Below are 14,560 nucleotides of genomic sequence, written 5' to 3' on the forward strand. Positions count from 1 at the left end.
GCTCCTGGATTCGGGGTGGGGGGGTCAGACCGCGGTGCGTTCGGCGACGCGGCGCCATTCGTCGTCGAGGGCGGACAGGAACTGCTCGCCGTTCTTGCTGTACACGAAGGACTGGATGTAGTTGTTCAGCGGCACCGACGGCGGGAAGTAGGTGGCAGCGCCCTGGAAGTAGCGCGCCTCATCGACCGCTGCGCCCAGCCCGCTGATCTGCGGATTGCTGACGGCGGGGGCGTCCTTGAGCGGCGAGAACGCAGCGTTCTTCTCGTTGTAGGTGTTGACTACTGACGGCGCGAGCAGGTAGTTGACGAACCGCTGGGCGGCAGCCATGTTCGGCGTGTTGCGGGTGATGGAGAGCGCCATGTCCACGTTCACGCGGGCCTTGGTCTCGTCCGGGTTGTTCGTCACCGGCAGCGGGAAGCTTCCGAGCCTGATGTCCTTGTTGGCCGCGACAAGCTGCGAGAGGGCCCACGGACCCTGCAGGTACATGGCCGCCTGGCCCTTGGCGAAGGCGGCGTTGCCGTCTGCATAGTTCTTGCTGGCGGCTCCGTTCTGCGCGAAGGACGCCAGCTGGAGCATTTTGGGCAGTGCCGGTCCGAAGTTGCTGGCAAACGACTCAGGGGCGTCCGCGGTGATGTCTGCACCCTTGGCGTTGAGCTTTGTGAAGAATTCCCCGACATCCAGAGCGCCGCCGGACACATAGTCAAACATGCCCTGGGCGAGGGTCCAGGGGTCCTTGAACGTTCCATAGATCGGCGCGATGCCGGCCGCCTTGAACTTTTCGCAGGCCGCCACGAACTCGTCCCAGGTGGTGGGTACTGAGACGCCCTGTGCCTCGAAGATGTCCCGGTTGTAAATGACGCCGGCGGCCGCCAGGGAGAACGGCAGGGCACTGATCTCGTTGCCGTTGTACTGGCCCCAGGAGCTGACGAGGTCCTGCATCTTCGGATCGATGGTGGCAGCCACGGGCATGTCCGAAAGGTCGGCGAAGATGCCCTTCCTGACGAAGTCTGCGGTGGCCTGCGCGAAGCCGCGGGTCACAACGTCCGGCGGATCGTTGCGGACCAGTCCCGGAACAAAGTTGCCCTCGTTGAAGTCCTGGACCACGCGGATGTCCGGGTTCAGTGCCTCGAAGTCCTTGATTACCTGGTTGAAGTAATCCACCACTTCGGGCTTGTTCTGCATGAACCGCAGCGTGGTGACGCCGTTCTGGGTGCTGGGCGTGGCGCCACAGCCGGAGAGGGGGACCATGAAGGCGGCGCCGGCGAGGCCCGCGGCCTTCAGCAGCGCGCGCCGGCTAATCGGGGCGGGGCTCACAGGGCAGAGGCCGACGTGCGGGCCTGGCGGGATTGGGGCTGGGGTCCGGGCGGGCGGTGCTTCAGGATGCTGTTCACGGTTGCTCCTTTGCAAAAGGCTGGGTGAATGTCTGGAAGAAAAGCCTGTGGTCGGCGGCCGTCCGGCCCACACGCTCAAAGTTTATATGGAATCTAAATTTAGTTCCTCAAGTATTATGTGGTGCAAAGCACAGGGAGGTCAACACCATGTCTGAAATGACGGCGGCAACGCCCCAGCTGCTGCGGCGTGTGAGCGCCGGTGCGGTCCTGGACTTCATGCGGGCCTCCGAGGCGGTGACGGTCACGGAAGTCATGCAGTCCACCGGGCTCACGCGCGCCACGGCCATCTCGGTGTGCGAAGACCTCATGGAGCGGGGCTGGATCAGGGAGCTGGAAAACCAGCGGGCGTTCGGCGGCTATCAGAAAGGCCGGCCGGCACGCCGGTTCGAGCTCAACGAACGCGCCGGCTACGTCCTTGGCATGGATGTGGGCGTCTCCAAGGCCACAGTGGTGGTGTCCGATCTCCGCGGTAAAACGTTGGGGCGGTCCAGCCAGCCGTTCGCCGGCGCCGAAATCTCGGCTCAGGAACGCATAGCCGTCATTGACCGGACAGCCATGACGGCGCTGCACAGTGTGGGAGCCGCCCCCGAGTCGGTCCTCGCTGTCTGCGCGGGCATCGCCGCGCCGGTGGATCGTCACGGAAATGTGCTGGCAGCCCAGCATTTCTGGGGACTGTTCGACGTCGGCCTCAAGGCCGCGCTGAAAGATCTCCGCGGGTGGACAGTACTGCTCGAAAACGACGCCAACCTCGCGGCCCTCGGCGACCGCTGGCGCGGCGCAGCGGCAGGTGTGGACGACGTCGTCGTCATCCTGGCCAGTGAACGCTTCGGTTCCGGAGTGATCGACGGCGGGCGGCTGCTGCACGGCAGCGGTGGCGGCGCCGGCGAGCTGGCGTTCCTCGACATGGTCGAGGGCGTGGGCGACACCTTCGGGATTGCCACCCTGGCGCGTGTCTGGGCAGCGGAGGCCCTTGCCGGGCGGGCCAAGACCTCGCTCCGCGAGCATGCCCGGGAGGGCGCCGAAGCGGAACATGTTTTCGCCGCGGCCGCTGCGGGCGATGCAGTGGCCCTGCAAATCCTCGACAGGCTGGCCGACAGGATGGCCCGGGTGATTGGCGCCGTGGCCACGGTCATCAACCCGGAGCTGGTGGTCATCGGAGGCGCGGTGGCAAATTCCGCGGGTGTGCTGCTTGGGCCGATCGCCGAACGCCTGACCGAGTTCACTGCGACGCCGCCGCGGGTGGCGGTTTCCCCGCTGGGCGACTCAATCGTGACGGTGGGTGCCGTCAGGTGCGCCCTGGACTACGTGGAGAAAAACACCCTGGACCTGGAGCTGTCCGTCCCGGCCTAAGCCGCCTGCCTGAATAGCCTATTCCGGCATGATCATGGTCCGCAGGTCGAGCTGGCGGAGCACCCTGTCCGCGACCTCCGGGTCCATGTCGGCCTCGTTGCGCGCGGCCACCACTTCCTGCCGGGCGGCGTCCAGGGCGATGGTCTGGACTGCGATGGCCAGCTCCCTGCCGCGCTCGCGTTTCTCGGCCAGGCTCTCGTTGCGGAGGCTGCCATCCAGCAGCTCGGCGTGCAGGCGCGTCATCTTTTCCTTCACCAGCGCCACCTTCTCTGGCGGCAGCTCCTTCATCAACTCGGTGTCCTTGAGCGCCGCCACGGCGGCCGCCTGGGCCCGCCTGGCCAGAAGCCGGGCCGCGTCCCGCTCCTCGGTTCCGTCCTGGGACGCCTTCAGGACGCGCATCAGCCAGGGCAGCGTGAGCCCCGGCAGGACCAGCGTGGCGAGCAGCACCGCGCAGGCAATGACCAGCAGCTCGTCCCGCGCCGGGAACGGCGTGCCGTCCGCAAGCGTGAGCGGGAGAGCCAGCGCGAGGGCCAGGGTGGCGAGTCCGCGCATCCCGCACCAGGTCAGGATCAGCACCTCTTTGGCGGAGGTGGGCTGCAGCAGGTTCTTGCGCTTGCGCGCCGACAGGGCCAGCAGGCCGAGCCAGCCGAACCGCACGGCGAACACCAGGATGCAGACCACGACGGCGGTGCCCACCATGCCGAGGATGCCGGCACCTTCCTTGCGGACGACGTCCTGGATTTCGAGGCCCACGAGGCCGAACGCCAGTCCGGTCACGAGGAGCTCCACCACGTCCCAGAAGGCCGTCCGGGTCACCCGCTCGGCGGCGTCCTGCGGGCGGGAGTGCCGCTGCATCTCCAGGGCGGTGACCACGACGGCGATAACACCGGACGCGTGGAATTCTTCCGCCAGGATGTAGGCGGCAAACGGCACCACCAGGGTGACTGCGCTGCGCGCGACCATCGATTGCACGAGCCGGGTGATCAGCGACGTCAGCCAGCCCATGGCGATCCCGACCACGACCGCAAGGGCAGCGCCCACCACAAACAGCAGGACGACGTCGGGTCCTATCCTGGTGCCGCCAACAGCTGCAGCGACGGCGGCCTGAAAGATGACGATGGCCGCGGCGTCGTTGAAGAGGCCTTCGCTCTGCAGCACTGTGATCAGGCGGCGGGGCATGCGGACGCGACCGGCAACCGACTCGACCGCCACCGGGTCCGGCGGAGCCACCATGGCGCCGAGTGCGATGGCGGCGGGGATGCCGATGCCCGGGATCATGAGCCACGCGGCGCCGGCAACCACCGCGGTGGAAATCACCACGAGGGCCACCGCGAGCATGATGAGCGTGCGCCAGCGGACCCGGAACACCGCCCAGGAACTGCGTTGGGCGGTGGCGAACAGCAGTGGCGGCAGGAAGATAGGCAGGATCAGCTCCGGCGAGATCTCCAGGTCGGGGAAACCGGGGATGAAAGTCAGCGCCACGGCCAGCAGGAGCATCAGGACCGGGTAAGGCAGCCGCAGCCGGTCCCCCAGGCCTACAGCCACCACCGTGGCGAGCAGCAGTCCGATAATGAGTGCCAGCTGGTCCATGTGCTCACTTTCCCCGGAGTGTTGGGCTCTGCGCCCCCGAAGCCGGAGGGCGGACCGTGCGATTCCACCCTACCGGGGGCCGGGCCGCACTCTTCGACGGCGGCCGCCCGAGGGGCCTGCCGCCGCTCCGCCGGCTGCTACTTGACCGGCTCCAGTGCGGCCGAGACCGGGAGGGTGCCGTCCCGGAACTCGATGGTCCGGCCTGCGCATCCCGGCAGGTCCAGCACGGCCGCGGCGACGATGGCCACGTTGGCCCGGGACGTGTTGGTTCCGGAGGCGGCGTCGGCGGGGTCCACGTCGATCAGGCCGTTCCCGGGACCGTCGGTCAGTGAACCGGGGCCGAGGATGGTCCAGGACAGCGTGCTGCCGCGCAGGTATTCATCTGCCGCCGCCTTGGCCTCGGCGTAGGCATGGAAGCTGTGGCCGGCCGGCACGCCATGGTTGGGGCCCGCACCGAAGTAGGAGACCATGACGTATCGGCGCACCCCAGCCTCCGCCGCGGCGTCCATGGAGCGGATGGCGGCGTCGCGGTCCACCGCCAAGGTGCGCTCCGGGTTGCCTCCCCCGGCGCCGGCTGACCAGACCACGGCGTCGTGGTTCCGGAGCCCGGCGGCGATTTCCGCCGTCGTCGAATTTTCAACGTCAAGCACCGACGGCGACGCGCCGGTCGCTGCGACGTCCGCGGCGTGATCGGGGTTCCGGATGATGGAGGTGACGCTGTGCCCCTCTTCGGTGAGAAGGGCGGACAGCTGGAGGGCCACTTTACCGTGGCCGCCGATGATTGCGATTCGGGTCATGCCTCCCATTCTGTCCCAGCGCGGGGTTTTGTCCCAGCACACACTTTTGTGGCTGCGCGAGGTTGTGTGCCGGCACGCGTCAGGTGCGGTTGCCGTAGCGGAGGAATACGACGCCGTTGCCGAACCGCCGTTCTTCGAGCAGTTCAAGGTTCAGGCGGACGTCGTGGGGGAGGTACCTCTTGCCGCCGCCAACGGCCACGGGCGAGACGAACATCTGGAACTCGTCCACCAGTCCCGCCCGGATGGCAGAGGCTGCGAGCTCCGGGCCGCCCACCGTCAGGTCCTGGCCGGCTTCCGTCTTGAGCCGGCTGACCGCATCGGCACTGAACTCCCGTTCGATCCGTGTCCGCGTGCTGGCGGGATTCTGCAGCGTTCGGGAGTACACCACCTTGTCTGCTGCCTTCCAGAGTTGCGCGAATTCCTGGACATAGGGCGGTTCGCCGGCGAAGGCGCCAGGATCCTCCCAGGCGAGCATGACTTCGTAGAGCCGCCGGCCGTAGAGATAGGTGCGCACATCCCGCTGGCGCTCGTTGACGAAGGTGTGCACTTCCTCGTCCGGGACGCTCCAGTCGAAGTTCCCGTCCCGGTCCGCTGTGTAGCCGTCGAGCGACATGATTCCCGAGTAGATCAGTTTGGCCATGACGCGCCTCCCGCTTCCGCTTGCCTGCAGTCAGTCCGACGTTAGGTTCGGCTGGTCCGGATTACAACGCCTGCGGATAACAGCGAACGGGAACCAACGCTGCCCGGCACAATGCCTCTGTATCTGGCCCCGGCCGGGCGGCCAGTCGCAGCATTCACACAGGATTGCATCAAGACCCCATCAAGGATCGGCTTGGGGGCATTCCGGACTGTCATGCTGGTCTTCGCATCCATCAGTGCCACTTTTCATAAACTCAAATGGGGGAAACCATGCCGGCAGGCCGGTTCAAGCACGCCCGAATCCGGGCGTCGCTCGCGACATTCACCAGTCCCGTGGTGCTGGGCCGGTCCCTCGCCGCGTCCGCCGTGGCCGCGGGCCTTCTGCTCGCCGGACTGGCCGTCCCGGCGGAGGCTGCCACATACTACTCAGCGCCGCTGCGCACCGCGGCGCGGTCGCTCGCGGTGGCGGCCGAGAACAACGTCGACTACGACAGGGCCCGGTATTTTGGCGATTGGAACGACACCAACCGCGACTGCCAAAACACCAGGCAGGAAGTCCTGGTCCAGGAGTCCAAAGCCGCCCTCGCTTACACCAGCCGCGGCTGCACCGCCAGCAGGGGAGGGTGGGTGACCTCGTGGGACAACCGTGTTCACACATATGCCTCAACGGTTCAGATAGACCACACCGTCCCCGTCCACGAGGCGTGGGGCTCGGGCGCGCGCTACTGGTCGCAGGCGCGCCGTGTGGCGTTCTACAACGATCTCGGCGACGCCCGGTCCCTCAGTGCCCAGACGTCGGCGCTCAACTCCGCCAAGCAGGCCAGGGGCCCGGAGTCGTGGATGCCTCCCGCGAACAAATGCGCGTACATCGGTGAGTGGATCGCGGTGAAGATCCGGTGGGGCCTGCGGGTGGACAGCGCAGAGAAGACTGCACTGATCCGGTACGCGGACTCCTGCCCCAACGTAAGGATCGGCGTCACCAGGGTCTAAGGCGTCGGGCCCAGCCGGACAGGAACTGAAGCCCCGGGGAAGCCCCGCACCGCCTTTCATGGCCGCGCAGGGCATTTTCTTGTCCCGTGCCCCCGGGTCCCAAGGTCGATGACGTACCATCCGTCTACCGCGGCCGTAACGGGTCTCGATCATCTACGGCGCGGTAGGTGGCCCGCTCTGGTGCACGGGGAATGAGCGGGCCACCGTCCCTGCCTCGTGCGGCACACGGTGCTCATTGGTGGATGGGGTACTTAAAACAGACGCAGGCCAGGGGCTGAATGCCTCTGGCCTGCGGAAACTGTAGCGGTGGGGAGGCTCGATCTCCCGACCTCACGATTATGAGTCGTGCGCTCTAACCAACTGAGCTACACCGCCACGAATGAGAAAAACCTGTGTCAAGCCGGTCAAGACCGCCCTGACACAGGCCCTCATTCAGAGCCCCCCACCGGAATCGATCCGGTGACCTCGTTCTTACCAAGAACGCGCTCTACCACTGAGCTAGGGGGGCAACGAGTAAATACTCTACCGGAAGATTTCCCACCCAACAAATCGGCGGAACAACGCCTCCGGAGCCGACGAAACAGTTGCGTCGGAACCATTTTTATGGCCTTCAAAACGCCCGCCTGGCGCCCCTGGATCGCAGCCCGGGCGGCGCCGTTGCGGACGCCTGACAGCGTCTCTGGAGGCCCCGCGTCTCCCACCGTCCGCCGGTTCCGGCCCCACGCCTAAACCTCCCTCAGCCGCCCCTTAAACACGCAGGGACCGGCTCGAAAGCCGGTCCCTGGGTGTTAGCCGGGAACTACTGCCGGGGAGCTACTACTCCCCAAACACTTTGTTACCACTTGCCCTTGCGGTTGAAGTCGCGGTGTCCGCCTTCGTTGCCGTGGCGGGGCTTGCGTGCACCGTCGCCGTGGCCGCCGAAGCGGGAATCACTGGCCTGGCCGCGGTTTGCACCGGAGTCGGCGCTGACGCCGCGCTCCGCGCGGTCGCTGTAGGAGCGTCCGCCGCGGTCCGCCGAGGAACGCTCGCCGCCGCCGGCGTAACCGCCGCGGTCGCCGTCGTTCTTGCGGAATTCCTTCTTGAAGCCGCCGTTGCCCTTGAAGTTGCCGCCGCGGTCGCCGCCACGGTTGCCCTGGTAACCGCCACGCTCACCGCCGCCACCGGAAGGCTTGCGTCCGTTGTCCAGCTCGAGGTGGATCAGCTCGCCGCCAATCCGGGTGCGGGAGAGGGCACGCAGCTGCTCCGGGCTCAGGTCCGCCGGCAGCTCCACGAGGGAGTGGTCCGAACGGATGTCGATGCCGCCGATCTGGGCCGAGGAGATGCCACCCTCGTTGGCAATGGCACCCACGATGGAGCCCGGCATGACGCGCTGGCGGCGTCCGACGGCGATCCGGTAGGTGGCGTTGCCCTCGGTCAGAGTGCGGGTCGGGCCACGGGAGCCGAAGCCGTCCTTGGCGCGTTCGCGCTTCTGGTACTCGGGAGCCGCCGGCAGTTCCTTGACCAGGAGCGGCTGACCGCCCTGCGCCATGACGGCAAGTGCTGCAGCGATCTCCGACGCGGGAACGTTGTGCTCTTCCTCGTAGGACGAGATGAGGTCGCGGAAGGCCGCAACATCCTCGGACTCGAGAGTCTCCGTGATGCGCTCGGCGAACTTGCCCAGGCGCAGCGTGTTCACGGTTTCGGCGGTGGGCAGGTGCATCTGCTCGACCGGCTGGCGGGTGGCCTTCTCGATGGAGCGCAGCAGGTACTTCTCCCGCGGCGTCATGAAGAGGATCGCGTCGCCCGAACGGCCTGCACGGCCGGTGCGGCCGATGCGGTGGACGTAGGACTCCGTGTCGTGGGGGATGTCGTAGTTGACAACGTGGCTGATGCGCTCAACGTCAAGGCCACGGGCCGCGACGTCGGTGGCCACCAGGATGTCGATGCGGCCTTCCTTCAGCGCTTCAACAGTGCGTTCGCGCTGCTGCTGCGGGATGTCGCCGTTGATGGCGGCAGCCTGGAAGCCGCGGGCCTTCAGCCTGTCAGCCAGGTCCTCGGTGGCCATCTTGGTGCGGACGAAGGCGATGACGCCGTCGAACTCTTCGACCTCGAGGATGCGGGTCAGGGCGTCGAGCTTGTGCGGGCCCATGACCTGCAGGTACCGCTGGCGGGTGTTGGCGCCGGTGGTGGTCTTGGACTTCACCGAAATCTCGGCCGGGTTGTTCAGGTACTGCTTGGACATGCGGCGGATCTGGCTCGGCATGGTGGCGGAGAACAGTGCCACCTGGCGGTCCGACGGGGTCTGCTGGAAGATCTGCTCCACGTCTTCGGCGAAGCCCATGCGGAGCATTTCGTCGGCCTCGTCCAGCACCAGGTACTGGAGCTCGGACAGGTCCAGGGAACCCTTGGCAATGTGGTCGATCACACGGCCGGGGGTACCGACGACAACCTGCGCACCGCGGCGCAGGCCGGCGAGCTGGGGGCCGTAGGCGGAGCCGCCGTAGACGGGGAGGACGGTGAAGTCATCGATGTGCTTGGCGTAGGAGGTGAAGGCCTCGGCAACCTGGAGCGCGAGCTCGCGGGTCGGCGCGAGAACCAGGGCCTGCGTCTTGCGTGACGGGCCGTTGAGGTCGTGGAGCTCGGCCAGGCGGGACAGTGCCGGTACTGCGAATGCTGCAGTCTTACCGGTGCCGGTCTGGGCGAGGCCCACGACGTCGCGGCCTTCAAGCAGCAGCGGGATGGTTGCTGCCTGGATGGGGGACGGCTTTTCGTAGCCGACGTCCTGCAGGGCGGCCAGGACGCGGCCGTCGATGCCGAGATCGGCGAACTTCACGCCTTCTTCTTCGTCTTCCTCGGCCTTGGCTGCGGGAGCGTCGGCAGGGGCGGGCTCTGCTGCGGGAGCATCGGCAGGGACGGCCGTGGCTTCGGGAGCGTCGGCGGGCTCTGCTGCAGGGACAGCGGCCTCAGTGAATTCGACGGTCGCGCTCTCGGTGTTGACCGTGTTCTCGGCGTCGATGTTGTCGTTGTGATTTTCGGGCATAGGGAAGTTTCCTCATCCATAGGGGGCCAGGCGGCACAACCCGAGGTGAGCGGAGCCGCAGTACATGTGCCGTGGGTGCCGGGCATACATTGACCGGCCGGTCACGTAGAAGTCCGGCGCTTTCGCAATCCCGTGGCAGGACTTCCCGCTGCATCTCTTGGCTGCTATCCCAGCAGTCTGTACAGCGTTTTCTTTAGCCGGCTCTCCCTATGAAAATGCCCGCATCACATTTGCGGACTCCAACACTTGCCAGTCCTGCCTCAAAAATTGGGCAGGAATAAGGGATTTCCGGAGTGGGGGATATTTCAAGTGTAGGGCATACTTCCGCCCATGGGTAACCGAGGGTCCCGCAGGCTTCGGTGAGCTTGCCCACACGACGGTCTTCCGCCGTCGTTCTTCCCCGCTTTTTTGGATGCCGGCAGCCGCCGGCGGCTAGCTGCCGACGCGGCGCAGAAGCTTCTCGAATTCGTCCTGGTACTCGGGCTGGAGACGGATTTCGCCGTCGGCGTCGGCGTCGCGGAGGGCCTCCATGGCTTCAACATCCGGCTGGCTGAACCACCGGCCAACGGTCACTCCGTGGCTCGGAACGAAAAGCCTATGGATGTGGTCCCCGGCCTGGATGGAGCCGGTGCGGATCACCCGAAGGTAGGTGCCCACGCGTCCGGCCTCGGTGAAGCGCTTGACCCACTGGCTCTCCCCCATGCGCCGCTGGAAGGCAGCGCACGGAACGCGCGGCGAGGTCACCTCGACTTCGACGTCCAGGCCGATCTTCCAGCGCTCGCCGATGACGGCGCCGGTGGTCTCGATGCCGGCAACGCGCAGGTTCTCACCGAATATGCCGGGCGGCAGGTCGCGCTGCAGTGCACCGACCCAGTAGTCCGCATCGGCCTGGGAGTAGGCATACAGCGCCTGGTCCTCGCCGCCGTGGTGGATCCTGCTGGCCTGGATATCGCCGTGCAGGCCAAGTTTGTGCACCTTCACGGGCCCTTCGACAGGGCGTTTGTCGATCGCGGTGACACCCACGCTCCCCTCATCAGGCAGGAGCTGGTGTACCCGGCAGACGGCAAGCAGAGTGGCGGTGTCCATGGCAACAGTCTAGGTTCTCGGGACTGTGCTGTATTCCGTGTGCCGATAGCGGCCCGTCCCACATATTTGTTAGCGGCACGCCGGTGCAACTACTAGGCTGACTGCAGGATTCCGTTGCGGGCGCCGCCCGCTCAAGACGGCACGCCACCGGCGTGAACCGATCCCGTGACTTAATCAATGACTTAATCAGAGTGACCCGACAGCATGGACCAGCAGGGGGACCCGTGAACCCGGAGAAGGACCCGCCAAAAGACCGCGACGGCGATGCGCGCGACGATGCGTCCGCCGCCGGCGCGCCGAAGCCGCCACCGTGGCAGGTGCCCAAGCCGGAGCTCCGGCCCGAGCTGCTGGACCCCGAGTTGTTCAAGCCCTCCGGACAGCGTCCGGAGAAGCCCGGCAAACGGGGCCCCGGAAAGCCCGGCTCCACGTCCCCGGCGGGCCCCTCCGGGGAACCGGGGCAGCCGGACTTCCCCGCGCCGAGCCCCATCATCGACCCCTTCGCCCGGGAGCGCGAGCGCGAACTGAACTCCGCAGCGGCCCGGAAAAAGCGCTCGCAGCGCCGCACCGTGGTGGTGGGCCTCGGCGTGACTGCGCTGCTGGCCGGCACCATCACGGCGATCGTGGCCAGCAATGAACAGGATGCGGACTACGCGCAGGTCTGCTTCAACGACGAGACCGGCGAACGGGTGGAGGACACCCAGTGCAACAGCACAGCGGGCCGGGGCGGCGGCCTCTACGCCTGGTACTTCTACGCCCGGGGAGCCAGTGTTCCGGGCGTGGGGCAGAACCGGTCTTCCTACCCGAGCTTCACCCGGACGGTTCCGCAGGGGGCCAAGACGTCCACGGGGTACAGCAGCAAGGGCGGCACCGTCAGCAGGGGCGGCTTCGGCAGCAGCTCCAAGGGCGGAAGCACGGGAGGCTAGGGTGAAGAGACTTTCCGCAACGCCCCGGCCGGACTGGAAACAGAAAATCGAAGAGCAGGGCCTGGTTTTCTCGACCACCACCATGCCGGACGGCAAGAAGATCGAGTACTGGAACGAGTCCGCCTACTACGAATTCACCATGGACGAGGTGGAGGCCCTGGAGCAGACCGCCGAGGACATGCACGGGATGTGCCTCGAGGCCGCAAAATTCCTGGCCACCGGAGCCATGGGGCCCATAGGCATCGGCCAGCAAGGGCTGGAACTGGCGGCCGAATCGCTGCAGGCCGGGGACATGGACATCTACGGCCGCTTCGATTTCATCTACGACGGCCAGGGCGGCGCAGCCAAGATGCTCGAGTACAACGCCGACACGCCCACGGGCCTGATCGAGGCCGCCGTGGCCCAGTGGTTCTGGCTGCAGGACGTGTTTCCGGACAAGGACCAGTGGAACGGCATCCACGAGGCCCTCATCCGGCAGTGGAAGAAGCTTCAGTACCGGACCGGCATGAGCACCCTGCACATCGCCCACTCGGAGGCGGAGGAATCCGGGGAGGACTGGATGACCGCCGCGTACATGCGTGACGTCGCCAGCCAGGCAGGCTGGACCACCATCGGCATCAACATGTCAGATATCGGCTGGGACCCCAACCTGAAACGCTTTGTGGACCTGGACAACTTCATGATCAGCACCATCTTCAAGCTCTACCCGTGGGAGCTGATGATGAAGGAGCCCTTCGGCCACCGCCTGCTCGAGCGGGCCCACAATCCGCGCTGGGTGGAGCCGGCCTGGAAGATGCTTCTTTCGAACAAGGCGTTGCTCGCCGCCCTTTGGCACCTCTACCCCGGACACCCGAACCTGCTGCCGGCCTACCTCGACGGGCCCGGGCCCCTGAAGGAGTGGGTGGCCAAGCCGCTGCACGGGCGGGAGGGCGACAACATCAGGATCCACGCCGAGGGCATCAGCCTGGAGCAGCCCGGCGGCTATGGCCGCGAGGGCTGGTGCTACCAGCAGTTCCACCGGCTGCCCGACTTTGACGGCAACCACCCCGTCCTTGGCCTGTGGGTGGTGGACGGCGAGTCCGTCGGCTGCGGCATCCGCGAATCGGACGGCCCCATCACCGACTACTTCTGCCGCTTCGTGCCAAACACCATCGACGCACCGGCGCCCCTCTCCGTCCAGGCCCACTCCGCGGCCAACTCCAGCAAGGCAGGTATCGCACTATGAGCACCGGAACCACGACGGCGGGCGGCGGCGCCGGAAACCGGCCGCCTGGCGCGGTTCCCGGCAAGGGGCTGCGCGCCGGGATCCTGGACCTCGGCGACTCCGTCATGCTGGGCCTGGCCTCGACCGCGCCGGTCTATTCGCTCGCCGCCACCTTGGGGCTGATTGCGGCTGTGAACGGGAAATACACCGCGCTGGTCCTGGTCTTGGGCTTCATTCCCGTGCTGTTCATCGCGTACGCGTTCCGCGAGCTCAACAGTGCCATGCCGGACTGCGGCACCACCTTCATCTGGGCCCGCACCGCCTTCGGTCCGTGGGCAGGCTGGCTGGGCGGCTGGGGTGTTGCGCTCGCCGGCATCGTGGTCCTGGCCAATCTGGCGCAGGTGGCCGGGCAGTACCTGTGGCTGCTGGTGGGCGACGGTTCCCTTGCGGAGAACAGCCTGCTGGTCACGGCTACGGGAGTTATGTTCATCGCCTTCATGACTCTGGTGAACTACCGCGGGATCCGGCTGGGCGAGCATGTTCAGCGCGTCCTGACCTACGTGCAGTACATCTCGCTGGGCATCTTTGCGGTGGCCATCATTTTCAGGATCGCGGGCGGGGCATCCGGCAGCGCCACAGCCATACAGCCGTTCGATATCGAGTGGTTCAATCCCGCGGGCGCCTTCGCTGATCCGGGCGCGGTGGTCCACGGCTCCCTTCTGGCACTGTTCATCTACTGGGGGTGGGACACCTGCCTTGCGGTGAACGAGGAAACGGAGAATCCGTCCACCACTCCGGGCCGCGGCGCCGTCATCTCGGCCTTCGTCCTGGTGGCCATCTACGTGTCCATGGCGCTCCTGGTGATGATGTACGCCACCGTGGGGTCCGAAGGGATAGGCCTCGGCAACAGTGAGAACCAGAGCGACGTCTTCCTTGCCATGAAGGACGTGGTCCTTGGCCCGTGGGGCTGGCTGATCGTCGTCGCCGTCCTGGCCTCCGTGCTCTCCTCGACGCAGACCACCATCCTTCCGACGGCACGCGGCACCCTCTCCATGGGTGTCCACGGCGCGTTGCCGCCCAAATTCGGCGCGGTCCACGCCAGGAATCAGACTCCCGGTTTCTCCACCCAGGTGATGGGAGCAGCGGCGGTCGTCTACTACTTTGCCATGAGCTTCCTCAGCGAGAACCTGCTCTCCGATTCGATCAGCTCCATCAGCCTGTTCATCGCGTTCTACTATGCCCTGACCGGCTTCGCGTGCGTCTGGTACTTCCGGCGCACGCTCCGCGGATCTGCCCGCAATCTGTGGTTCCGCGGGATCCTGCCGCTGATCGGCGCCGTGCTGCTCACGGCAGCCTTCTTCGTCTCTGCGGCACAGATGTGGGACCCGGCCTACGGGGACAGCCAGATCTTCGGCGTCGGCGGGGCGTTCGTCAGCGGCGTGGTGCTGCTGGCCCTGGGAGTGGTGCTGGCCGTGGTGTGCCGGTTCCTGCCGTCCACGCGGAACTACTTCCTGGGCAGGCAGCAGGTCTCCGCCAGTCAATAGCCCCAGCCAGGGTGGCGCCAGCCCGTA

Annotated in this window: 11 protein-coding genes and 2 tRNA genes; 5 read left to right on the forward strand and 8 right to left on the reverse strand. The window is 66.6% G+C overall.

The window, feature by feature from the left end:
- Positions 1–24 precede the first annotated feature (24 nt).
- Positions 25–1,314, reverse strand: coding sequence for an ABC transporter substrate-binding protein (locus AC1DDG_RS13870; RefSeq protein ID WP_476876501.1), 1,290 nt, complete (start codon positions 1,312–1,314; stop codon positions 25–27).
- Positions 1,315–1,538: 224 nt separating this feature from the next.
- Here AC1DDG_RS13870 and AC1DDG_RS13875 point away from each other — a divergent pair, with 224 nt between their 5' ends.
- Positions 1,539–2,741 (forward strand): ROK family transcriptional regulator, encoded by a 1,203-nt coding sequence (locus AC1DDG_RS13875; RefSeq protein ID WP_476876502.1) that lies wholly within the window; start codon positions 1,539–1,541, stop codon positions 2,739–2,741.
- A gap of 18 nt (positions 2,742–2,759) precedes the next feature.
- On the opposite strand, the gene AC1DDG_RS13880 is transcribed toward AC1DDG_RS13875, so the two are convergent.
- The 3 genes from AC1DDG_RS13880 to AC1DDG_RS13890 all read right to left on the reverse strand — a co-directional run bounded on the left by AC1DDG_RS13880 (position 2,760) and on the right by AC1DDG_RS13890 (position 5,768).
- Positions 2,760–4,331 (reverse strand): Na+/H+ antiporter, encoded by a 1,572-nt coding sequence (locus AC1DDG_RS13880; RefSeq protein WP_476876503.1) that lies wholly within the window; start codon positions 4,329–4,331, stop codon positions 2,760–2,762.
- Between the two features lie 137 nt (positions 4,332–4,468).
- Positions 4,469–5,128 (reverse strand): NAD(P)H-binding protein, encoded by a 660-nt coding sequence (locus tag AC1DDG_RS13885; RefSeq protein WP_476876504.1) that lies wholly within the window; start codon positions 5,126–5,128, stop codon positions 4,469–4,471.
- 79 nt (positions 5,129–5,207) lie between these two features.
- Complete coding sequence (locus tag AC1DDG_RS13890) at positions 5,208–5,768, reverse strand: dihydrofolate reductase family protein (RefSeq protein ID WP_476876505.1); 561 nt, start codon at positions 5,766–5,768, stop codon at positions 5,208–5,210.
- A gap of 257 nt (positions 5,769–6,025) precedes the next feature.
- Between AC1DDG_RS13890 and AC1DDG_RS13895 the strand changes: the two genes are divergently transcribed.
- Complete coding sequence (locus tag AC1DDG_RS13895) at positions 6,026–6,757, forward strand: HNH endonuclease family protein (RefSeq protein ID WP_476876506.1); 732 nt, start codon at positions 6,026–6,028, stop codon at positions 6,755–6,757.
- A 301-nt stretch (positions 6,758–7,058) separates the two neighbouring features.
- On the opposite strand, the gene AC1DDG_RS13900 is transcribed toward AC1DDG_RS13895, so the two are convergent.
- The 4 genes from AC1DDG_RS13900 to AC1DDG_RS13915 form a co-directional block, all read right to left on the reverse strand.
- Positions 7,059–7,132: transfer RNA gene (locus tag AC1DDG_RS13900), tRNA-Met, on the reverse strand.
- A gap of 61 nt (positions 7,133–7,193) precedes the next feature.
- A tRNA-Thr gene (locus AC1DDG_RS13905) sits at positions 7,194–7,265 on the reverse strand.
- A gap of 327 nt (positions 7,266–7,592) precedes the next feature.
- Positions 7,593–9,776 (reverse strand): DEAD/DEAH box helicase, encoded by a 2,184-nt coding sequence (locus AC1DDG_RS13910; RefSeq protein WP_476876507.1) that lies wholly within the window; start codon positions 9,774–9,776, stop codon positions 7,593–7,595.
- A 432-nt stretch (positions 9,777–10,208) separates the two neighbouring features.
- Positions 10,209–10,862 (reverse strand): MOSC domain-containing protein, encoded by a 654-nt coding sequence (locus AC1DDG_RS13915; protein ID WP_476876508.1) that lies wholly within the window; start codon positions 10,860–10,862, stop codon positions 10,209–10,211.
- A 224-nt stretch (positions 10,863–11,086) separates the two neighbouring features.
- On the opposite strand from AC1DDG_RS13915, the gene AC1DDG_RS13920 reads away from it, so the two are divergent.
- The 3 genes from AC1DDG_RS13920 to AC1DDG_RS13930 are packed head-to-tail and all read left to right on the forward strand — an operon-like array spanning position 11,087 to position 14,533.
- Entirely contained in the window at positions 11,087–11,785 is a 699-nt protein-coding gene (locus AC1DDG_RS13920; protein ID WP_476876509.1) for a Tat pathway signal protein, read from the forward strand.
- 1 nt (position 11,786) lies between these two features.
- A complete protein-coding gene (locus tag AC1DDG_RS13925) occupies positions 11,787–13,010 on the forward strand; it encodes a glutathionylspermidine synthase family protein (protein WP_476876510.1) in 1,224 nt (407 codons plus the stop codon).
- Positions 13,007–14,533 carry an APC family permease gene (locus tag AC1DDG_RS13930; RefSeq protein WP_476876511.1) on the forward strand — a complete coding sequence of 509 codons (1,527 nt, stop codon included), beginning with the start codon at positions 13,007–13,009 and terminating at the stop codon, positions 14,531–14,533. The genes AC1DDG_RS13925 and AC1DDG_RS13930 overlap by 4 nt, the downstream gene beginning before the upstream one ends.
- Positions 14,534–14,560: the final 27 nt, after the last annotated feature.

This window comes from Arthrobacter sp. 10L430 (genome assembly GCF_056395245.1).

Excerpts from the sequence above, each read along its gene's own strand:
- AC1DDG_RS13875 (WP_476876502.1), top strand. The coding sequence starts at position 1,539 with ATGTCTGAAATGACGGCGGCAACGCCCCAGCTGCTGCGGCGTGTGAGC.
- AC1DDG_RS13880 (WP_476876503.1), bottom strand. The coding sequence starts at position 4,331 with ATGGACCAGCTGGCACTCATTATCGGACTGCTGCTCGCCACGGTGGTG.
- AC1DDG_RS13885 (WP_476876504.1), bottom strand. The coding sequence starts at position 5,128 with ATGACCCGAATCGCAATCATCGGCGGCCACGGTAAAGTGGCCCTCCAG.
- AC1DDG_RS13890 (WP_476876505.1), bottom strand. The coding sequence starts at position 5,768 with ATGGCCAAACTGATCTACTCGGGAATCATGTCGCTCGACGGCTACACA.
- AC1DDG_RS13895 (WP_476876506.1), top strand. The coding sequence starts at position 6,026 with ATGGGGGAAACCATGCCGGCAGGCCGGTTCAAGCACGCCCGAATCCGG.
- AC1DDG_RS13910 (WP_476876507.1), bottom strand. The coding sequence starts at position 9,776 with ATGCCCGAAAATCACAACGACAACATCGACGCCGAGAACACGGTCAAC.
- AC1DDG_RS13915 (WP_476876508.1), bottom strand. The coding sequence starts at position 10,862 with ATGGACACCGCCACTCTGCTTGCCGTCTGCCGGGTACACCAGCTCCTG.
- AC1DDG_RS13930 (WP_476876511.1), top strand. The coding sequence starts at position 13,007 with ATGAGCACCGGAACCACGACGGCGGGCGGCGGCGCCGGAAACCGGCCG.